This is a genomic window from Erythrobacter mangrovi (assembly GCF_013260645.1).
Taxonomy (GTDB): Bacteria; Pseudomonadota; Alphaproteobacteria; order Sphingomonadales; family Sphingomonadaceae; genus Qipengyuania; species Qipengyuania mangrovi.
The window spans coordinates 1,240,493-1,255,276 of record NZ_CP053921.1; the positions used below are offsets into that span (position 1 = coordinate 1,240,493).

Consider the following 14,784-nt stretch of genomic DNA (forward strand, 5'->3'; position numbering starts at 1 on the left):
TATCGGTCAGCTCGACGGGTTCAGGACACCGCAAGCGATCCTGGCGCCTGCGTTCCCTGAGGGATCGCTGCGGTAGTCGTCGGGCCCCGCGTGGATCACGACGGCGGTACCGTCGGCGTCGAAGATCCTTGGCAGGAGTGTGCTGGCGTCTCCGGTGAGGTCGGCAACCAGCGAACCGGTCCGGTTACTGGCGACTACCAGGTTGGGCAGGTCGCCGAGGTGTTTGCCGCCTTCGGCTAGCGATCCGTGATGCCTTCCGTCAGGATTGAGATGTCCCCCGGCGCTGCCGAAATCGGGTGCCGTGCAGCTGCCCGTCGTGTGCAGGTGGAAGCCGTGCTCTCCGGCAGGTATGCCGACCACCGCGACAACCAGTGATAAGGTGGACCCGGTCTGGACCAGATGGACATTGCCCGTCGGCAGCCCGTCGGAAGTTCGCAACGCCGCTTCGCCGACGCGCGTGTCAGGCAGGGCGTCGACAGTGGTGCAGGCGCCTGCGAGCAAGGCAATGAACGGGACAAGGGCAAGCTGGGCACGCATGGCGGGTCTCCACGATTATGTCGGTTTCGTTCAACCAATGAAAAAGGGGCCGGATCGCTCCGGCCCCTCGTCCTGTATCGCGAAATTCGCGAAACTTACATGCCCGAACCCGGACCGTAGGTGAGTTCCACACGACGGTTCTGGAGTTCACGCACGCCGTCCGCGGTCGGGACGCGCGGCTGCGATTCACCGAACGCTTCGCTGGTAATCCGGCCGTCCGGAATACCGCGCGAGGTGAGGTAACCGCGAACCGAGGCGTTACGACGCTCGGCGAGGCCCATGTTGTACGTCGGCGTACCCGAACGGTCGGTGTGACCGGCGAGCATGACCGAAGCGGTGCCGCAATTGGCATAGGCCGAAACCGCGTTGTCCAGAATGGTCGCAGCTTCCGGGGTGATCGCCGATTCGTCCCAGTTGAAGAAGACGATGTACGGACCCGTCTGGCACACCGGCGCCGGCGGCGGCGGAGGCGGCGGAGGCGGCGGGGGTGGCGGCGGCGGAGGCGGCGGAGGCGGCGGAGGTGGCGGCGGTGCCGGCGGCTCGCCGAAGTTGTAGGTCAGCGTCGCCAGCAGCGAGTGCGAGCGGTAGCCGACCTTCGCGTCCGTGCCGTCAGCCGCAACCAGGTTGTTGCTGAACTGGTTGTAGAAGCGATACTTCAGACCGATGTCGATCTTGTCGCTGATCGGCTTACGGACGCCGGCAAGAATCTGCCATGCGAAGCCAGAGTCGCTGTCGTCTACGTCGAGACCCGCGATCGGGGTGAGTACGGCAACCTTGACGCGGCCGACGCCGACACCACCGCCGACAAAGCCCTGCAGGCCGTCATCGGGACCAAAGTCAACCAGGCCGTTGAGCATGAAGCTGAGAGCTTCTGCGCCACCGCCGACTTCGGCATCGTTGAGCGAGTTGACGTCGTCGGTGTAGCTGGCTTCCTCAGCGCGACGATGGCTGACTTCCGCTTCCATGCGGAACGGGCCGAAATCATAGCCGACGATACCACCGATATCGTAACCAGTGTCCGTATTGAGCGTGCCAACTTCGTTGGAGCCCCGGAGGTTGTCGATATCCTCGACCAGCATGACACCGGCATCGACTTCGACATACCAGCTGTCGTCACGTGCCAGGGCAGGCGAAGCAAGGGCCGTTGAGGCCATCGCCATTCCTATGACGAATTTCCGCATTATTGTTTCCCCTTTTTGCGAATAGGATTCACCGAGTGAAAGTTATCTAACTTTTCGCCCCGTAGGTGGCAAGCAGACAATGTTTGCCTACTGTTGCATTTTTGCCTCTTTCGCGATCCGATTTATTAAGTTCTGTGAAGGGGATACCCTTCATGGCCGTTCAAACGTCGCCCGCCGAGTTCGGTTCCCGCCTAGGCGCCGGGGATAATCCGATGTGCCCGCAAGATTGCCAGGATTGTGGCAATGATGTCCCGTGCCTCGACATCCACGACGCTACCGCCCGATGGATCAGTCGGAATGGGGGCTGCATCCCAGCTGTCTGAAAATGTTCGGTAGCGGTCCTGCGCCTGGTCGAATGCACGCAAGCCACGGAATGGTGGGGCGAATGTCCATTGATCTCCGTCCCACCACGCGAGGCAATCGTCCCGCCCTGACCACTCACCAACCGCGCCGGCCGCGACGATCCAGCAGTCCCCGGCGGAAGGTGCTGCCGGGGGCGACGCGCTCGTCCCGACCACCGACGGATGAAGCAGGGCATCTACCCGGGCAAAGGCTTCGTTGACGAAGATCTCTTTCTGCGCCTGACCGGCAGGCATGGCTGTGCTGCGGGCCGCGCAGGCTCTCCGGCTCGGCAGCCGAATAGAGCGTCGCCTGCGCGCCGTTGGGCCATGTCAGCCGCCGCAGCGACGGCTCGAAGTCGGGTGCGGCCTCGGGAGGGCAGCAGGCCAATATGCCGCTCTCGCCCTCGACCATGACGGCGCGGCCTTCGCCGAGATTGGCTGCGACCAGCGCAATGCGCGCGTCGGGCAGATTGTCCGCCGTGAAGCGGACCCATTCCGCCCCCGCGCGGGTCTTGCCGAAGCCGCGACCCGCCATGACGAGCCAGATGTACCAGGCATTGTCGGATGGCAGCTGGCCCTCGTGCGCGTAATTGCGGAAGTCGACCACGAAGGCGTCTCGCTCTTCCTGCGTGAGACCGTGGACGAAGGCCTCGCGCTCCGCCGGGGTGAGGCGCGCCCAGACGCCGGGCCGCGACAGGGGTCGGCTCATGCCGGAGAGATATCCCGGCCCGCGACCTTCTGGCGCAGTTCCTCGACCTTGCGTTCGATCGTTTCGCGGACTTGCGCGGCACTGACATTGGCCCGCTGCGCGCGCTCTTTCGCGACGGTTTCCTTGTGTGCGGCCAGCAGGCGCAGGGCCACCGCCACGTCCATCTTCCGTGCCGGGGCGGGATCGCGGAGAAAGCCGAGCACCTCCATTTCGAGGTTGGCATAGCCTTCGAACAGGGCGACGCGCCATTGGGCGGCGAAGTCCCGATTGGCGCGGCGGCTGCGATAGACGTCGCTCGTGGGGACGCCCGCCTTCGCGGCGGATGCAGTCACGTTGGAGGTTTCGGCCAGCTCTTCGAGGAAGACCTTCTTCCATTGCTCGTCCTTGCGCTGCGCCGCGCTCTGGTTCCCCGCCTTGCGCCCGCTCAAGGCGAAGATTTCGAGGGCTTCGTCCCATGCGCGGCTGAAGGCGCCGCATTTCTTCTTGCGGGTGTAAGGTCCGCTGGTGGTGATGCCCGTCGCCTCGGCGGCGGCGGTCACCTTGCCCAACTGCTTGAGCCCTTCGATGAAGGCGTTTTCCCACCAGGGGCGGTCGCTCGCTGCTTCGTCTGTCATTGAGTGCCTCCCGGAACTTGGCGAAATTGCCGACGGCGGAGACGAAAAGGGGCGGTCCCGCTGCCGGGCCGCCCGTTCGAATCACACTATCGCGATGTTCCGTATTGCTAACCAAACAGCGTCACGATGTCAATCAAAAAGTACCAAATAGGTTATTACCGCGGCGATTGCCAACCGTCCGGTGCTCGCCTAATCGTCGCTCTCACTCCGGGCTCTCAGGAACGCTCCCTGCCATGATCATGAAACCGCTCCGCGGCCTCTACGACTGGACCATGGACAAGGCCGCCCACCCCCATGCGGTGTGGTGGCTCGCCTTCTTCAGCTTCATCGAATCCTCCTTCTTCCCGATCCCGCCGCATCCGCTGCTCGGCCTGATGTGCCTTGCCGAACCGAAGAAGGCGCTGCGCTATGCGCTGGTCTGCACCATCGCCTCGGTGCTGGGCGGGATGCTCGGCTATGCGATCGGCTATTTCGTGTTCGAGGCGGTCGGGACCTGGCTGATCGGTTCGATCGGGATGACCGAGATGCTGCCGGTGGCGCAATGCATGGTCGATCGCGACGGGGCCTGGGTGGTGTTCGTCGCCGCCTTCACGCCGCTGCCCTTCAAGCTGGCGACGATCGTGTCCGGATTCCTCGGCATGTCCTTCTTGCCGTTCCTGATCGCCAGCATCGCCGGGCGGGCCTCGATCTTCATGATCGTGGGCGTGCTGTTCCGGATCTTCGGAGCGCCGATCAAGCGCTTTATCGACGAGTACCTCGGCTGGGTGACGCTCGCCTTCGTGGGCCTGGTCGGCGCAGGCTTCCTCGCACTCACCCAGTTTGGCGATGGCGACGAGGATGGCCGGGATGCCGCGGATAGCTGCGCGGTGCCATCGGCCTCCGCAGCCGCCTGACGCTCAGTCGAGCGAGGCCAGTGCCAGCTGGTCGCGGTCGGGGATGCGGATCTCGCGATAGCCGCGTTCGATCAGCCGCCGCTTCTGCAGTTCACCCAGGGCGGCATTGGCGGTGGCGCGGGTGATCCCGAGCAGGTCGGCCAGCTCCTGCTGGGTCACCGCCACGCTGGCCGGCCCGGGCATGCCGCCTGCCATGGTCGCCAGCAGCCCGGCCATGCGCGCCGAATTGGTGCCGCGGCGCAGTCCCGCCAGCAGGGCCAGCGTTTCCTGCAGTTGCTCGGACAGCGCCGCCAGCAGCGCCCGGGTCGAAGCGGGGTAATTGCCCAGCGCCTCGAGAAAGGTGCGCGCGCCGATCAGCCGCAGCCGGCTCGGCCCGCGCGAGACTGCATCGACGATGCGCGGCCTGCCCGAGAAGACCGCGAGCTCGCCATAGGAGTCGCCCGCGCCGAGTAGCGCGACCGCGCGGAAATCGCCATCGGCCAGGAACTGCCCGACCATCACCGCGCCTTCCTCGATCAGCCAGAACCCGTCGGCGGTGTCGCCGCGCTGCTGAATCAGCTGGCCGTCCTCGAAATGGCGCACCGCGGCGTTGCGGATCAGATGCACCTGCAGCGCAGGGTCGAGCGCCTCGAACAGCATCGGGGTCGCCAGCGAACGCCGAGTCGCACCAGAATGTAAAGAGTTGGACATTCTTTCCTCCCGGTAAACGCTACACCGCGAATCGACAAGATTTCACGGGAGGGAATGAATGTCCGCTTCGACCATTGCCATCGTCGCCATCTACCTCGGTTTCGCCCTGCTGGAGCTGTGGCATTCCAACCTGTTCCGCAAGGAAGAGCAGACCCGTGACGACGGGATCGTCGAGGCGGTCAGCATGACCCTGCTATTGGCGGTGACCCAGCCCACCGTACTGCTCGCGTCGGGCGCGCTCGCCAACTGGATCGCGCCGCAATATGCCGGCGCGCTGGCAGGCCTCAACATTCTCGCCGCGCTCGGCCTGTTCCTGATCCTCGACGACATGATGCAATATTGGTGGCACCGCGCGAGCCATTCGACCCCTTGGCTCTACAACCTCCACCGGGCGCATCACAACGCGAAGTACATGAGCGTGCGCCTCGTCTACCGGAACAACATCATCTATTATGCCCTGATGCCGAGCCTGTGGTTCGCCGGCGTGCTGATCTGGCTGGGCCTCGGCTGGGTCTATGCCGGATACATCGTGGTCAAGCTGCTGGTCATCACCGGCGCGCATTCGGACGTCGCCTGGGACAAGCCGCTCTATGCCATCAAGTGGCTCTCGCCGGTGATGTGGGTGGTGGAACGGACCATTTCGACCCCGGCCACGCACCATGCCCACCATGGACGCCATGCCGATGATCCTGCGGTCCACTACAAGGGCAATTACGGCAACCTGCTGTTCTTCTGGGATGTGCTGTTCGGCACGGCCAAGATCACGCGCACCTTCCCCAAGAGCTATGGGGTGGAGAACCTCGCCCCGGCGACGCTCGGCCAGCAGCTGCTGTGGCCGATCTTCCCGGAGAACAAGGCACAGCCCGAACCAGCGTCGCAGACGGGCAGCACGCAGACGGCTTGATGGAGGGGACGGGTGGCTGGTCGGAAGAACCGGCCACCCGCTTCATCACATAGTCACGCGAAGGCGAGCCGCACACCGGTCAGGTTCAGTCCGCCGTGACCAGCTGCCACCATCCGCTCGAAACATTCGAGGGCTGCCCCCGCTATCGGCGAGGCATCGGGTGTTTCCGCGATCGCGTAGCGCAGATCCTTCGCCACCAGGTCGATGGGGAACATCGCATCGTCCTTCTCGGCTAGCATGAGACCGGCAGCGGCACGTGCGGCGGGGGACAGGAGCGGGGTTTCCTCGAGCAGTGCGATGCCTGTCTCAGGTTCGATTCCCCTTGCTTCCAAGCGCGCGTTGATTTCCGCCAAGGCAACGACCTGGATCGCGAAGAGCGCATTGGCGGCCAACTTCAACGCCGCTCCGGAACCGCGTCCACCGGCATGAAGTTGCTTGCCGCCCATGGCACCGAGCACTGACCTTACGCTTTCGAGGACGGCTCCATCGCCACCGACCAGATGGATCAGCGCCCCAGCTTCCGCCTGCGGGCGGCTGCCCAGTACCGGCGCATCCAGCAAAGCTATCCCTCTTGCATCGCAAGCTGCACCAAGGCGCTCGACCTGCGCCACGCTCAATGTCGAGCTTTCGATGGCTACGGCGTTACCGTCCATGCCGGCTAGCGCCCCGGTCCCGGGGTCGAGCCAGACGGTTTCGGATGCTGCATCCCCATGCACCATGGCAATCACGACCTGCGCCCCGGCCACGGCATCGCGCGGAGCCAGCTTGGCGCCCGTGCGGTTCCAGCGCACCACATCGAACCCCGCCGCTTCCAACCGATCGGCCATCCGCGATCCCATTGCCCCCATTCCAAGTACTGCGACCCTGGTCATCGATAGCTCCTTCGCTTGAACGGCGTCGTGCCGCCCGGAACCAGATGGAGTATTCCAGAGTGTGCTGGTAGAAGCGTCAGATCGCTAACTTTCATTCGCAAGAGGAATGAATGGATCGCCTGCTTGCCATGCGCTACTTCATCGCCACGGTCGAATCCGGCAGCATTTCGGCTGCCGCCCGCCGCCTGCAAATCGGCCAGCCCACGGTTTCCAAGATGCTCGCCGCGCTCGAAAGCCATTTGGGGGCGCGGCTGTTGGTACGCACGACCCGCAGCCATGCCCTGACCGAAGCTGGGCGCCGCTACCTAGACCACGCCAGGATCGCGCTGGACGAAGTCGAGGAGGCCGAAGCGGCCGCCCGATCGGAGAACGCCTCCCTGTCGGGCTGGCTACGGATCGCTGCCGCCCCGGTCCTGGCGGCGCAGGTGATCATTCCCCGCCTGCACGCATTCCGAGCGCTCCATCCCGACCTGAAGCTCGACCTGGTTCTCGACGATCGGCAAATCGACCTGGTTGCCGAGGGGATCGACGTGGCCTTGCGCGCAGGCGAGCCGGGCCAGGTCAATCTTGTGGGAAGACGCATCGCAAGTATCGGACGCGTGCTGGTAGGTTCGGCCGAGTATCTCGTGCAGGCGGGAAGGCCCGAACATCCCGACCAATTGCCCCAGCATTCGCTGATAAGCTACGCCGAATATGGAACCGATAGCTGGCGGTTCGAGCGGGGGGACCAGGTAGTCCGGCCCATCATCGAGCCGTCACTGCGGGTGACCGCGGCTGAAGGCCTGCGTGCTTGTGTCCTGGCGGGAATGGGGCTGGCGGTGGCGTCGAGCGCCATGTTCCCCAGCGAACTCACCGATGGACGCGTGCAACGCGTGCTTTCGGACTGGCGCCTGCCGCTGGTCGATCTTTGGGTGCTCTATCCGCAAGGACGGCGGCCCTCGGCCAGGGCCAGCAAATTTGCCCAATGGATGGGTGAAGTCGGCGCGACGCTGTCTTTCCCGCCGTCCGGCGGTGGCAATCAGCGATCGCGGTAGTCGGGGCGGCGCTTGTCAAGGAAGGCGCGTTGCGCCTCCAGCGCGTCGGCGGTCTGGCTCAGCATCACCTGCTGCCGATCCTCGATCGCCAGCGCCGCCTCGAAGCCCGGCGCATCGATATTGCGATTGAGTGCATCCTTGCTCAGCCGCAGCCCCATTGGGGCGGTCAGCAACATGTCCTCGACGATTTTCGCGGCAGCCGCATCGAGTTCCTCCGGCTCGACCACCGCACTGACGAAGCCCGAGGCGAGCGCCCGGTCGGCGTGGATGAACCGCCCGGTGAGGATCATCTCGCTGGCAAGCGATGAGCCGACCAGACGCGGCAGGAAATAGCTCGATCCCATATCGCAGCCGCCCAGCCCGATCTTGATGTAGGCGGCGTTCATCCGGAAATCGGGGGTGCAGAAGCGGATGTCGCTCGACAGCAGCAGCGATAGCCCGCCGCCGCAGGCCGCGCCCTGCGCCAGCGCGATGATCGGTTGCGGGCAACTGCGCATCAGCTGCATCACCGTGGCGATGGCGCGTTGCGTCCTCCAGGTATGGTGGACCGCGCCCTCATTTCCGGTGTTCTTCCAGCTTGCGAGGTCGAGCCCCGCGCAAAACGCCCGACCTGCGGCCTTGAGGATCACGATGCGCACATCGGTCCGCTCGTGCAGCCCGCGGAAATAATCCTGCAGGGCATAGATCAACGCCTCGTCCATGGCGTTGAGCCGCTCGGGCCGGTTCAGCGTGACCGTCTCGACCGCACCCTCGGAATGGATCAGGATCGGGTCGGTCACGCCTTGTCTCCGGTCAGATGATGCCGACTGCCTTGCCGGCCTCTTCGAAGATTCGCAGGATCTCGCCCACTTCCCCTTCGGTATGCTCGGCACACAGCGAGCAGCGCAGCAGCGTCATGTTGGCGGGTGTCGCGGGCGGGCGGGCAAGGTTGACGTAGAGGCCGCCCTTGATCAGTGCCTCCCACATGGCCGCGCCGCGCTCGAGGTCGGGCATGATCACTGCGATGATCGCGCTCTGCGGTTCAGCGGTGCCGAGCTGGAAGCCGAGCTCGCGCAGGCCCTTGTGCAGCGTCTTCGAATTCTCCCACAGGTGGGCACGCTTGTTCGAACCGTGCATCAGTTTGCGGATGCTGGTCTCGGCGGTCGCGACCACGCTGGGCGGAAGCGAGGCGGTGAAGACATAGGGCCGACAGACGAGGCGCATGATTTCGAACTTGGGATGGTTCGAGACGCAGAAGCCGCCGACCGTGCCGACGCTCTTGGAGAAGGTACCGATGATAAAATCGACGTCGTCGATGCACCCGGCCTGTTCGCACACGCCGCGGCCGTTCTCGCCGATGAAACCCATCGAATGCGCTTCGTCGACCAGCACCATGGCACCGTATTTCTTCGCCACCGCGACCATTTCGGCCAGCGGGGCGATGTCGCCGAGCATCGAATAGACGCCTTCGAGCACCACCAGCTTGCCCGCCCCTTCGGGGATACGGCGCAGGCGCTTTTCCATCGCCTCGATGTCGTTGTGCTTGAACGGCACCACTTCGGCATCGCCCAGCTTGCAGCCGTCCCAGATGCTGGCGTGGCTGTCGATGTCGAGCACGATGTAGTCGCCCTTGCCGGCGATGGTGCTGATGATCCCGAGATTGGCCTGGTAGCCGGTCGAGAAGACCATCGCATGGTCCATGGCGTAGAAGTCCTTGAGCGCCTGCTCGACTTCCTTGTGGCCCTGGTAGGTCCCGTTGAGCACGCGGCTGCCGGTGGTGCCCGAACCGAAATCGGCCAGCGCCTGCTTGCCCGCTTCGACCACGTCCGGGTCGAAGGTCATGCCCATGTAATTGTAGGTGCCGAGCAGTATCGTCTCGCGCCCGTTGCAGATCGCGCGGGTCGGCGAGAGGACCTTTTCCATCACCAGGTTGAACGGGTCTTCCTGGCCGGTTGCGAGCAGGCCTTCACGCAGGGCGATGATATCGTCGAACTTGCTGAACAGGTCCGGCGCGCTGGTCATGTCGTGCATCAGTCGGCCTGCAGCTTCGTGACCGCGTCCACCAGCTGGCCGTAATTCTCGATCTCGGCCTGCTGGTTCATGCTGATGATGATATCGAACTCGTCTTCGATCGCGGCGACGAAGTCCATCACGGTCAGGCTGTCGAATTCGAGGTCGTTGGCGAAAGTGGTGGTGTCGGTCACCTCGGCGCCCTTCTTGTTGAAGGGCTCGATCAGCGAACGGATGGCGGTATCGACTTCGGCGCGGTCCATGGCGGTGCGTTCCAATCCTTGTGTGGCTCGGCAGCGAAGCTGCGCGGCGCATGCATGCCGCGGCAAAACGGCCAAAGGGCATGCTTGTCAAGCGCGGGCCGCAATGGCAAGTTCCGTCCAAGGTCGCAAACGTCTGTTCCAGCGAGGAAAAGCGGATGAGCGATTCAGCACGTGCAGAGCCGATAGTGGCCGATGAATCGGACACTGCTGCTGCGCCGATATCAAAGACCTATTCGAACCAGGCGATCCACCTGATGCGCACCGCGCAGATGAGCACGCTCAAGCTGTCGCAGATGGCCGACCAGAAGGCCTCGATCCTGCTGGGCGCGACCTTCCTCGTCTTTTCGCTGTCGGTCAGCCGCGCGCTGAGCGGGGGGATGCCGATTTCGCTGATGATCCTCGCTGGGTTCTCCTTCGCCAGCTCGCTGTGCGCGGTGATGGCGGTCCTGCCCAAGGTTGGTCGACCGACAGGCAAGATCAAGAACGCCAACCTGCTGTTCTTCGGTCACTTTACCTGGATGGACGAGGAGGAATGGCAGGACCAGCTGCTCGAACGGTTGGAGACGGACGAGACCGTGTTTCGCACCATGGCGCATGACATGTACCAGAACGGCCAGGTGCTCGCGGGCAAGAAATACCGCTTCCTCGCGCTAGCCTACAAGATGTTCATGACCGGCCTGTTCCTCACCCTGACCGTCTTCGCCATCGAGACGCTCCTGAGCTAGTCTTCGGCCGGTAGCAGCGCGCGCACCGCCGCCATGAAGGGGCCGATCGAGACCGGCTTGGCGAGATAGTCTGCCGCCCCCGCATCGCGGATCCGCTCCTCGTCCCCCTTGCCGGCATAGGCGGTCACCGCCAGCACCGGGATGGCTTCGAGCGTGGCTTCGGCCTTGAGCTGGGCGATCAGGTCGATTCCGCTGACATTGGGCAGCTGGATGTCCATGATAACAAGATGTGGTACGAATCGCTTGGCGGTAGCGAGCACGTTCTGGCCGTCGGCCACGGGCACGACTTCAAAGCCGTTGGCCTTCAGCACGTCGCAGAACAGTTTCCGATTGAGATCGTTGTCCTCGACAACGAGGATTCTCTTTGCCACGTGCTGGCCTCCCTGGCTTGAGACCGGCCCATATGGAAAACGAGGGGAACTGACAATTATTCGCGAAGCATCGCCATCAGGAACCGAAACCCGCGCCCCGGAAGTGCTGGCGCTCGAAGCGCTCGGCTGGGCGCTCGCCGACCCGGCACGGGCGGAACGCCTGCTCTCGCTCACCGGGCTGACCCCGGACCGGCTACGCCACGGGATCGAGGATCGCGCCGTGCAGGCGGCGGTGCTCGAATTCCTCGCGAATCACGAGCCCGACCTGGTGCTCGCCGCCGATGCGCTCGACACGACGCCCACGGCACTGATCGCCGCCAGCAGGGAGCTTGCCCGATGAGCCGCCCCTTGATCATCTCCGACTGCGATGAAGTGCTGCTCTACATGGTGTCGCCGTTCCGCGACTGGCTGGCCGAGACTCAAGGCGTCGACTTCCACATGGTCGGCAATGATTTCGCTCATGCCTTGCGCTGGCAGGAAAGCGGCGAGGTGCTGGCGCCGGAGGATATCTGGAAGAAGCTGCGCGGTTTCTTCGATACCGAAATGCACCGCCAGACGCCGATCGAAGGCGCGGTGGAGGCGATCGCGCGGCTGTCCGAGCATGCCGATGTGGTGGTGCTGACCAACCTTGCCGATCACCATCGCGAGATGCGATTCGAACAGCTGGCCGGTCACGGCATCGATGCGCGGGTCTACACCAACCAGGGTCCCAAGGGCCCGGCGTTGCAGAACATCGTCGCCGAATACGCGCCGAGCCGCACCTTCTTCATCGACGACCTCGCCCAGCATCACCGCTCGGCCCGCGAAACCGTCGGGACCATCACCACGCTCCACCTGTGCGGCGAACCCATGCTCGCCCCGGTGATCGATTGCGCGCACAAGTCCGGCCATGCCGACGCGCGGATCGACACCTGGGACGAGGCGCTGCCCTGGCTGATGCGCCAACTCGAAAAGGAAACGACATGAGCATCCACGACCGCCTGCGAGCGCACGGCATAACTCTTCCCAAGGCGGCGGCGCCCGTCGCCAGCTACGTGCCGGTCGTCGTCGACGGCCACACCGCCTATGTTTCGGGCCAGTTGCCGTTCGTTGACGGCAAGCTCGTAACGGGCAAGCTCGGGGATTCGGTCACGCTCGAGCAGGGTCAGCAGGCCGCGCGCGCATGCGGGCTGATGATCCTTGCCCAACTCGAGGCGGCCGGCCTGCTCGAGCGCGTCTCGCACATGGTGAAGCTGGGTGGCTTCGTCGCCTCGACGCCCGATTTCACCGACCAGCCCAAGGTCGCCAACGGCGCCTCCGACCTGATGGTCGAAGTGTTCGGCGAAGCGGGCAAGCATGCGCGCAGCGCGGTGGGCGTGCCCGTCCTCCCGCTCGACGCCGCGGTCGAGGTCGATGCGATCGTTGCTCTCAAGGCTTGATTCTCTCCTCGCGCCGCCACCCGATCCCGCGCGGGTCGGCTGGCTGCGCGAATGGACCTATGCCCATCGCGGCTTGCATGACGGGGTGCGTGTCGAGAACTCGCCCTCGGCCTTCCGTGCAGCCGTGGAGGCGGGACTGGGTATCGAGTGCGATATCCAGCGCAGCAGTGACGATGCCCCGATGGTCTTCCATGACTGGGATTTCGCGCGCCTGCTGGGCAGGCCGGACCAGGGCAGCCAGGTCGCGGCGCAGGATTGGCGGCAGTTGCGCTATTCCAGCGGGGATGCGCCGATCGACCTGGGCGACCTGCTCAGGATCACCGACGGGCGCGTTCCGCTGCTGATCGAGATCAAGTCGAAGCGAGGCTATGACGTCGAGCAGACCTGCCGCCGGGTGGTCGACGCGCTGGATGGCTATGCCGGCCTGCATGCCGTGATGAGCTTCGACCCGCGCGTTTCGCGCTGGCTGCGGAAGCACTCGCCCGCGACGGTCCGTGGCCTTGTGATGCGCGAGGACGACAAGGGGCACACGCAAAGCGAACTCGCCCGCCATCTCGCCCTATGGGCGGCGCGGCCCGATTTCCTTGCCTATCACATTGCCGCCTTGCCCAGCCCGATGGTCGCGGCTGCGCGGGCGGCGGGGATGCCGATCCTGACCTGGACCGTGAACTCTCCCGAAACGCGCGAGCGGGCCACGCAATACGCTGATGCCCCCATTGCCGAAGGAGCGGGCCTGCCATGAGCGATGGAGGCCTTGCCGCGCGCGTCGGCGGGTCGGTCGGCGCCTTCGACCGCGATGAGTGGAATGCGCTGGCAGGGCCGGGCAATCCTTTCGTCAGCCATGAATTCCTTACCGCACTGGAGGAATCGGGCAGCGTCGGGCCAGGCACCGGCTGGCAGCCAACCCCGATCGTGATCAGCGAGGAGGGCGGCCCGATCGTCGCCGCCATGCCCGCCTATCTCAAGGGCCATGGCCAGGGCGAATACGTCTTCGACCACAGTTGGGCCGATGCCTTCGAGCGGGCGGGCGGGCAATATTATCCCAAGCTCCAGATCGCCGCCCCATTCACCCCGGCGACCGGGCCGCGCCTGCTCCTGTCCGATGAAGCCTATGCCGCCCCGCTGCTGGCGGCGGCCGAGCAGCTGTGCTTGCAGAACCGCTTCTCATCGGCACATGCGACCTTCATCGAGCCGGCCCAGCAACCGCTGTTCGAGGCGGCGGGCTGGCTGCTGCGCTCGGACATCCAGTTCCATTGGCATAATCGCGGCTACGCCACATTCGACGATTTCCTCGCCACGCTGTCCTCGCGCAAGCGCAAGGACCTGCGCAAGGAACGCGCCGCGGCACAGGCCGAGGTCGAGATCGTCCACTTGTCGGGCGCTGCGATCCGCGCGGAACATTGGGACGCCTTCTGGCATTTCTACCAGGACACAGGCGCGCGCAAATGGGGTCACCCCTATCTGACGCGCGAGGCCTTCGACCTGTTCGGCGAGCGCATGGGGGACCGCATCCTGTTGGTGCTGGCACTGCAGGACGGCGAACCGATTGCCGGTGCGCTCAACTTCATCGGCGGGGATGCACTTTACGGCCGCTATTGGGGCTGCACGCGCGACATCCGCTTCCTGCATTTCGAGCTGTGCTATTACCAGGCGATCGATGCGGCGATCGAACTGGGCCTCTCAAGGGTGGAGGCCGGAGCGCAAGGCGGGCACAAGCTCGCCCGCGGCTATGAACCGGTGGAAACGGTATCGGCCCACTGGATCGCCGATCCCGGATTTCGCGAGGCAGTTGCCGATTTCCTCGAGCGCGAACGCGCGGGGGTGGCAATGGACCGCAACTACCTCGAACGGCGCACCCCTTTCAGGAAGGGGTGAGCCGGATCAGGCGGCCTTGCGCTGCCCTTCGGAGAGCCACTCGCGTGCCCGGCGCTGGGCTTCGGCAATTTCCCGGGCCGTCATTTCGTCCGAAACGTCGGCACGGCACCAAGCGGCCTCTTCATGCCCCTTGGAAGCGGCGATGTTGAACCACTTGTGCGCTTCGATGAAATCGGCAGTTACCCCGTGGCTGCCGGTCGAGAAGGCGACCCCGAGATCGTAGAGCGCATCGACGCTGCCCTGTACGTAGGCGGCGAGGCATTCGGCGACCAGCGCGGCGGCTGCTTCGCCCTGGATGATGACGCCGGCGTCCCCCTGGATAGTGCTGAAAGTCATTTCGAACCCCCCATTGCGGCCGGCCATTCCTT

General features: G+C 64.7%; 21 protein-coding genes and 1 pseudogene. 9 read left to right on the top strand and 13 right to left on the bottom strand.

The window, feature by feature from the left end:
* Positions 1-6: 6 nt before the first annotated feature.
* The 5 genes from HQR01_RS06455 to HQR01_RS06475 all read right to left on the bottom strand — a co-directional run bounded on the left by HQR01_RS06455 (position 7) and on the right by HQR01_RS06475 (position 3,382).
* Positions 7-537 carry a superoxide dismutase family protein gene (locus tag HQR01_RS06455; RefSeq protein ID WP_173213627.1) on the bottom strand — a complete coding sequence of 177 codons (531 nt, stop codon included), beginning with the start codon at positions 535-537 and terminating at the stop codon, positions 7-9.
* Positions 538-632: 95 nt separating this feature from the next.
* Positions 633-1,718 (bottom strand): OmpA family protein, encoded by a 1,086-nt coding sequence (locus HQR01_RS06460; RefSeq protein ID WP_173213629.1) that lies wholly within the window; start codon positions 1,716-1,718, stop codon positions 633-635.
* 191 nt (positions 1,719-1,909) lie between these two features.
* Complete coding sequence (locus tag HQR01_RS06465; RefSeq protein ID WP_173213631.1) at positions 1,910-2,236, bottom strand: DUF2793 domain-containing protein; 327 nt, start codon at positions 2,234-2,236, stop codon at positions 1,910-1,912.
* Positions 2,157-2,768 (bottom strand): terminase large subunit domain-containing protein, encoded by a 612-nt coding sequence (locus HQR01_RS15405; RefSeq protein WP_173213632.1) that lies wholly within the window; start codon positions 2,766-2,768, stop codon positions 2,157-2,159. The genes HQR01_RS06465 and HQR01_RS15405 overlap by 80 nt, the downstream gene beginning before the upstream one ends.
* The gene (locus tag HQR01_RS06475) at positions 2,765-3,382 is read right to left on the bottom strand and encodes a hypothetical protein (protein ID WP_173213634.1); all 618 of its coding nucleotides are present in this window, start codon (positions 3,380-3,382) and stop codon (positions 2,765-2,767) included. The genes HQR01_RS15405 and HQR01_RS06475 overlap by 4 nt, the downstream gene beginning before the upstream one ends.
* Before the next feature lie 233 nt (positions 3,383-3,615).
* On the opposite strand from HQR01_RS06475, the gene HQR01_RS06480 reads away from it, so the two are divergent.
* A complete protein-coding gene (locus tag HQR01_RS06480) occupies positions 3,616-4,275 on the top strand; it encodes a YqaA family protein (RefSeq protein WP_234030277.1) in 660 nt (219 codons plus the stop codon).
* Positions 4,276-4,278: 3 nt separating this feature from the next.
* On the opposite strand, the gene HQR01_RS06485 is transcribed toward HQR01_RS06480, so the two are convergent.
* The gene (locus HQR01_RS06485) at positions 4,279-4,965 is read right to left on the bottom strand and encodes a Crp/Fnr family transcriptional regulator (protein ID WP_173213636.1); all 687 of its coding nucleotides are present in this window, start codon (positions 4,963-4,965) and stop codon (positions 4,279-4,281) included.
* Positions 4,966-5,023: 58 nt separating this feature from the next.
* Between HQR01_RS06485 and HQR01_RS06490 the strand changes: the two genes are divergently transcribed.
* Positions 5,024-5,869: a sterol desaturase family protein gene (locus HQR01_RS06490; RefSeq protein ID WP_173213638.1), complete on the top strand. Its 846-nt coding sequence runs from the start codon at positions 5,024-5,026 to the stop codon at positions 5,867-5,869.
* Positions 5,870-5,922: 53 nt separating this feature from the next.
* On the opposite strand, the gene HQR01_RS15330 is transcribed toward HQR01_RS06490, so the two are convergent.
* Both HQR01_RS15330 and HQR01_RS15335 read right to left on the bottom strand, forming a co-directional pair.
* The gene (locus HQR01_RS15330; protein WP_267905504.1) at positions 5,923-6,315 is read right to left on the bottom strand and encodes an NAD-binding protein; all 393 of its coding nucleotides are present in this window, start codon (positions 6,313-6,315) and stop codon (positions 5,923-5,925) included.
* A pseudogene (locus tag HQR01_RS15335) lies at positions 6,304-6,762 on the bottom strand (NAD(P)-dependent oxidoreductase); the annotation flags it as partial. The gene HQR01_RS15330 and the pseudogene HQR01_RS15335, both read right to left, overlap by 12 nt.
* 89 nt (positions 6,763-6,851) lie before the next feature.
* On the opposite strand from HQR01_RS15335, the gene HQR01_RS06500 reads away from it, so the two are divergent.
* Complete coding sequence (locus tag HQR01_RS06500) at positions 6,852-7,775, top strand: LysR family transcriptional regulator (protein WP_173213642.1); 924 nt, start codon at positions 6,852-6,854, stop codon at positions 7,773-7,775.
* Here the strand turns inward: HQR01_RS06500 and HQR01_RS06505 are convergent.
* Genes HQR01_RS06505 through HQR01_RS06515 form a run of 3 tightly spaced genes read right to left on the bottom strand, consistent with a single transcriptional unit; the run spans position 7,760 to position 10,027 of the window.
* The gene (locus HQR01_RS06505) at positions 7,760-8,554 is read right to left on the bottom strand and encodes an enoyl-CoA hydratase/isomerase family protein (RefSeq protein WP_173213644.1); all 795 of its coding nucleotides are present in this window, start codon (positions 8,552-8,554) and stop codon (positions 7,760-7,762) included. The two genes, HQR01_RS06500 and HQR01_RS06505, sit on opposite strands and share 16 nt — an antisense overlap.
* 13 nt (positions 8,555-8,567) lie before the next feature.
* The gene (gene spt, locus HQR01_RS06510) at positions 8,568-9,785 is read right to left on the bottom strand and encodes a serine palmitoyltransferase (RefSeq protein WP_173213646.1); all 1,218 of its coding nucleotides are present in this window, start codon (positions 9,783-9,785) and stop codon (positions 8,568-8,570) included.
* Positions 9,785-10,027, bottom strand: a complete 243-nt coding sequence (locus tag HQR01_RS06515; protein WP_173216193.1) for an acyl carrier protein — start codon at positions 10,025-10,027, stop codon at positions 9,785-9,787. The genes spt and HQR01_RS06515 overlap by 1 nt, the downstream gene beginning before the upstream one ends.
* 155 nt (positions 10,028-10,182) lie before the next feature.
* On the opposite strand from HQR01_RS06515, the gene HQR01_RS06520 reads away from it, so the two are divergent.
* Complete coding sequence (locus tag HQR01_RS06520; RefSeq protein ID WP_234030278.1) at positions 10,183-10,752, top strand: Pycsar system effector family protein; 570 nt, start codon at positions 10,183-10,185, stop codon at positions 10,750-10,752.
* Here HQR01_RS06520 and HQR01_RS06525 read toward each other — a convergent pair.
* Positions 10,749-11,123, bottom strand: coding sequence for a response regulator (locus HQR01_RS06525; RefSeq protein ID WP_173213648.1), 375 nt, complete (start codon positions 11,121-11,123; stop codon positions 10,749-10,751). The two genes, HQR01_RS06520 and HQR01_RS06525, sit on opposite strands and share 4 nt — an antisense overlap.
* Before the next feature lie 103 nt (positions 11,124-11,226).
* Between HQR01_RS06525 and HQR01_RS06530 the strand changes: the two genes are divergently transcribed.
* The 5 genes from HQR01_RS06530 to HQR01_RS06550 are packed head-to-tail and all read left to right on the top strand — an operon-like array spanning position 11,227 to position 14,416.
* Positions 11,227-11,463, top strand: a complete 237-nt coding sequence (locus HQR01_RS06530) for a DUF3572 family protein (RefSeq protein WP_371830711.1) — start codon at positions 11,227-11,229, stop codon at positions 11,461-11,463.
* Complete coding sequence (locus tag HQR01_RS06535; protein WP_173213650.1) at positions 11,460-12,089, top strand: HAD family hydrolase; 630 nt, start codon at positions 11,460-11,462, stop codon at positions 12,087-12,089. The genes HQR01_RS06530 and HQR01_RS06535 overlap by 4 nt, the downstream gene beginning before the upstream one ends.
* On the top strand, positions 12,086-12,541 hold the full coding sequence (locus HQR01_RS06540; protein WP_173213652.1) for a RidA family protein: 456 nt from the start codon (positions 12,086-12,088) through the stop codon (positions 12,539-12,541). Before HQR01_RS06535 ends, HQR01_RS06540 begins: the two co-directional genes overlap by 4 nt.
* A complete protein-coding gene (locus HQR01_RS06545; protein ID WP_173213654.1) occupies positions 12,516-13,283 on the top strand; it encodes a glycerophosphodiester phosphodiesterase family protein in 768 nt (255 codons plus the stop codon). The genes HQR01_RS06540 and HQR01_RS06545 overlap by 26 nt, the downstream gene beginning before the upstream one ends.
* The gene (locus HQR01_RS06550) at positions 13,280-14,416 is read left to right on the top strand and encodes a GNAT family N-acetyltransferase (protein ID WP_173213655.1); all 1,137 of its coding nucleotides are present in this window, start codon (positions 13,280-13,282) and stop codon (positions 14,414-14,416) included. Before HQR01_RS06545 ends, HQR01_RS06550 begins: the two co-directional genes overlap by 4 nt.
* A 6-nt stretch (positions 14,417-14,422) precedes the next feature.
* Here the strand turns inward: HQR01_RS06550 and HQR01_RS06555 are convergent, their stop codons facing one another.
* Complete coding sequence (locus tag HQR01_RS06555) at positions 14,423-14,752, bottom strand: SEL1-like repeat protein (protein WP_173213657.1); 330 nt, start codon at positions 14,750-14,752, stop codon at positions 14,423-14,425.
* Positions 14,753-14,784 lie beyond the last annotated feature (32 nt).

What these genes read in the sequence shown, in the direction of transcription:
- HQR01_RS06455 (WP_173213627.1), bottom strand. Translation starts at nt 537, where the DNA reads ATGCGTGCCCAGCTTGCCCTTGTCCCGTTCATTGCCTTGCTCGCAGGC.
- HQR01_RS06460 (WP_173213629.1), bottom strand. Translation starts at nt 1,718, where the DNA reads ATGCGGAAATTCGTCATAGGAATGGCGATGGCCTCAACGGCCCTTGCT.
- HQR01_RS15405 (WP_173213632.1), bottom strand. Translation starts at nt 2,768, where the DNA reads ATGAGCCGACCCCTGTCGCGGCCCGGCGTCTGGGCGCGCCTCACCCCG.
- HQR01_RS06475 (WP_173213634.1), bottom strand. Translation starts at nt 3,382, where the DNA reads ATGACAGACGAAGCAGCGAGCGACCGCCCCTGGTGGGAAAACGCCTTC.
- HQR01_RS06480 (WP_234030277.1), top strand. Translation starts at nt 3,616, where the DNA reads ATGATCATGAAACCGCTCCGCGGCCTCTACGACTGGACCATGGACAAG.
- HQR01_RS06485 (WP_173213636.1), bottom strand. Translation starts at nt 4,965, where the DNA reads ATGTCCAACTCTTTACATTCTGGTGCGACTCGGCGTTCGCTGGCGACC.
- HQR01_RS06490 (WP_173213638.1), top strand. Translation starts at nt 5,024, where the DNA reads ATGTCCGCTTCGACCATTGCCATCGTCGCCATCTACCTCGGTTTCGCC.
- HQR01_RS15330 (WP_267905504.1), bottom strand. Translation starts at nt 6,315, where the DNA reads ATGGGCGGCAAGCAACTTCATGCCGGTGGACGCGGTTCCGGAGCGGCG.
- HQR01_RS06500 (WP_173213642.1), top strand. Translation starts at nt 6,852, where the DNA reads ATGGATCGCCTGCTTGCCATGCGCTACTTCATCGCCACGGTCGAATCC.
- spt (WP_173213646.1), bottom strand. Translation starts at nt 9,785, where the DNA reads ATGCACGACATGACCAGCGCGCCGGACCTGTTCAGCAAGTTCGACGAT.
- HQR01_RS06515 (WP_173216193.1), bottom strand. Translation starts at nt 10,027, where the DNA reads ATGGACCGCGCCGAAGTCGATACCGCCATCCGTTCGCTGATCGAGCCC.
- HQR01_RS06520 (WP_234030278.1), top strand. Translation starts at nt 10,183, where the DNA reads ATGAGCGATTCAGCACGTGCAGAGCCGATAGTGGCCGATGAATCGGAC.
- HQR01_RS06535 (WP_173213650.1), top strand. Translation starts at nt 11,460, where the DNA reads ATGAGCCGCCCCTTGATCATCTCCGACTGCGATGAAGTGCTGCTCTAC.
- HQR01_RS06540 (WP_173213652.1), top strand. Translation starts at nt 12,086, where the DNA reads ATGAGCATCCACGACCGCCTGCGAGCGCACGGCATAACTCTTCCCAAG.
- HQR01_RS06545 (WP_173213654.1), top strand. Translation starts at nt 12,516, where the DNA reads ATGCGATCGTTGCTCTCAAGGCTTGATTCTCTCCTCGCGCCGCCACCC.
- HQR01_RS06550 (WP_173213655.1), top strand. Translation starts at nt 13,280, where the DNA reads ATGAGCGATGGAGGCCTTGCCGCGCGCGTCGGCGGGTCGGTCGGCGCC.
- HQR01_RS06555 (WP_173213657.1), bottom strand. Translation starts at nt 14,752, where the DNA reads ATGACTTTCAGCACTATCCAGGGGGACGCCGGCGTCATCATCCAGGGC.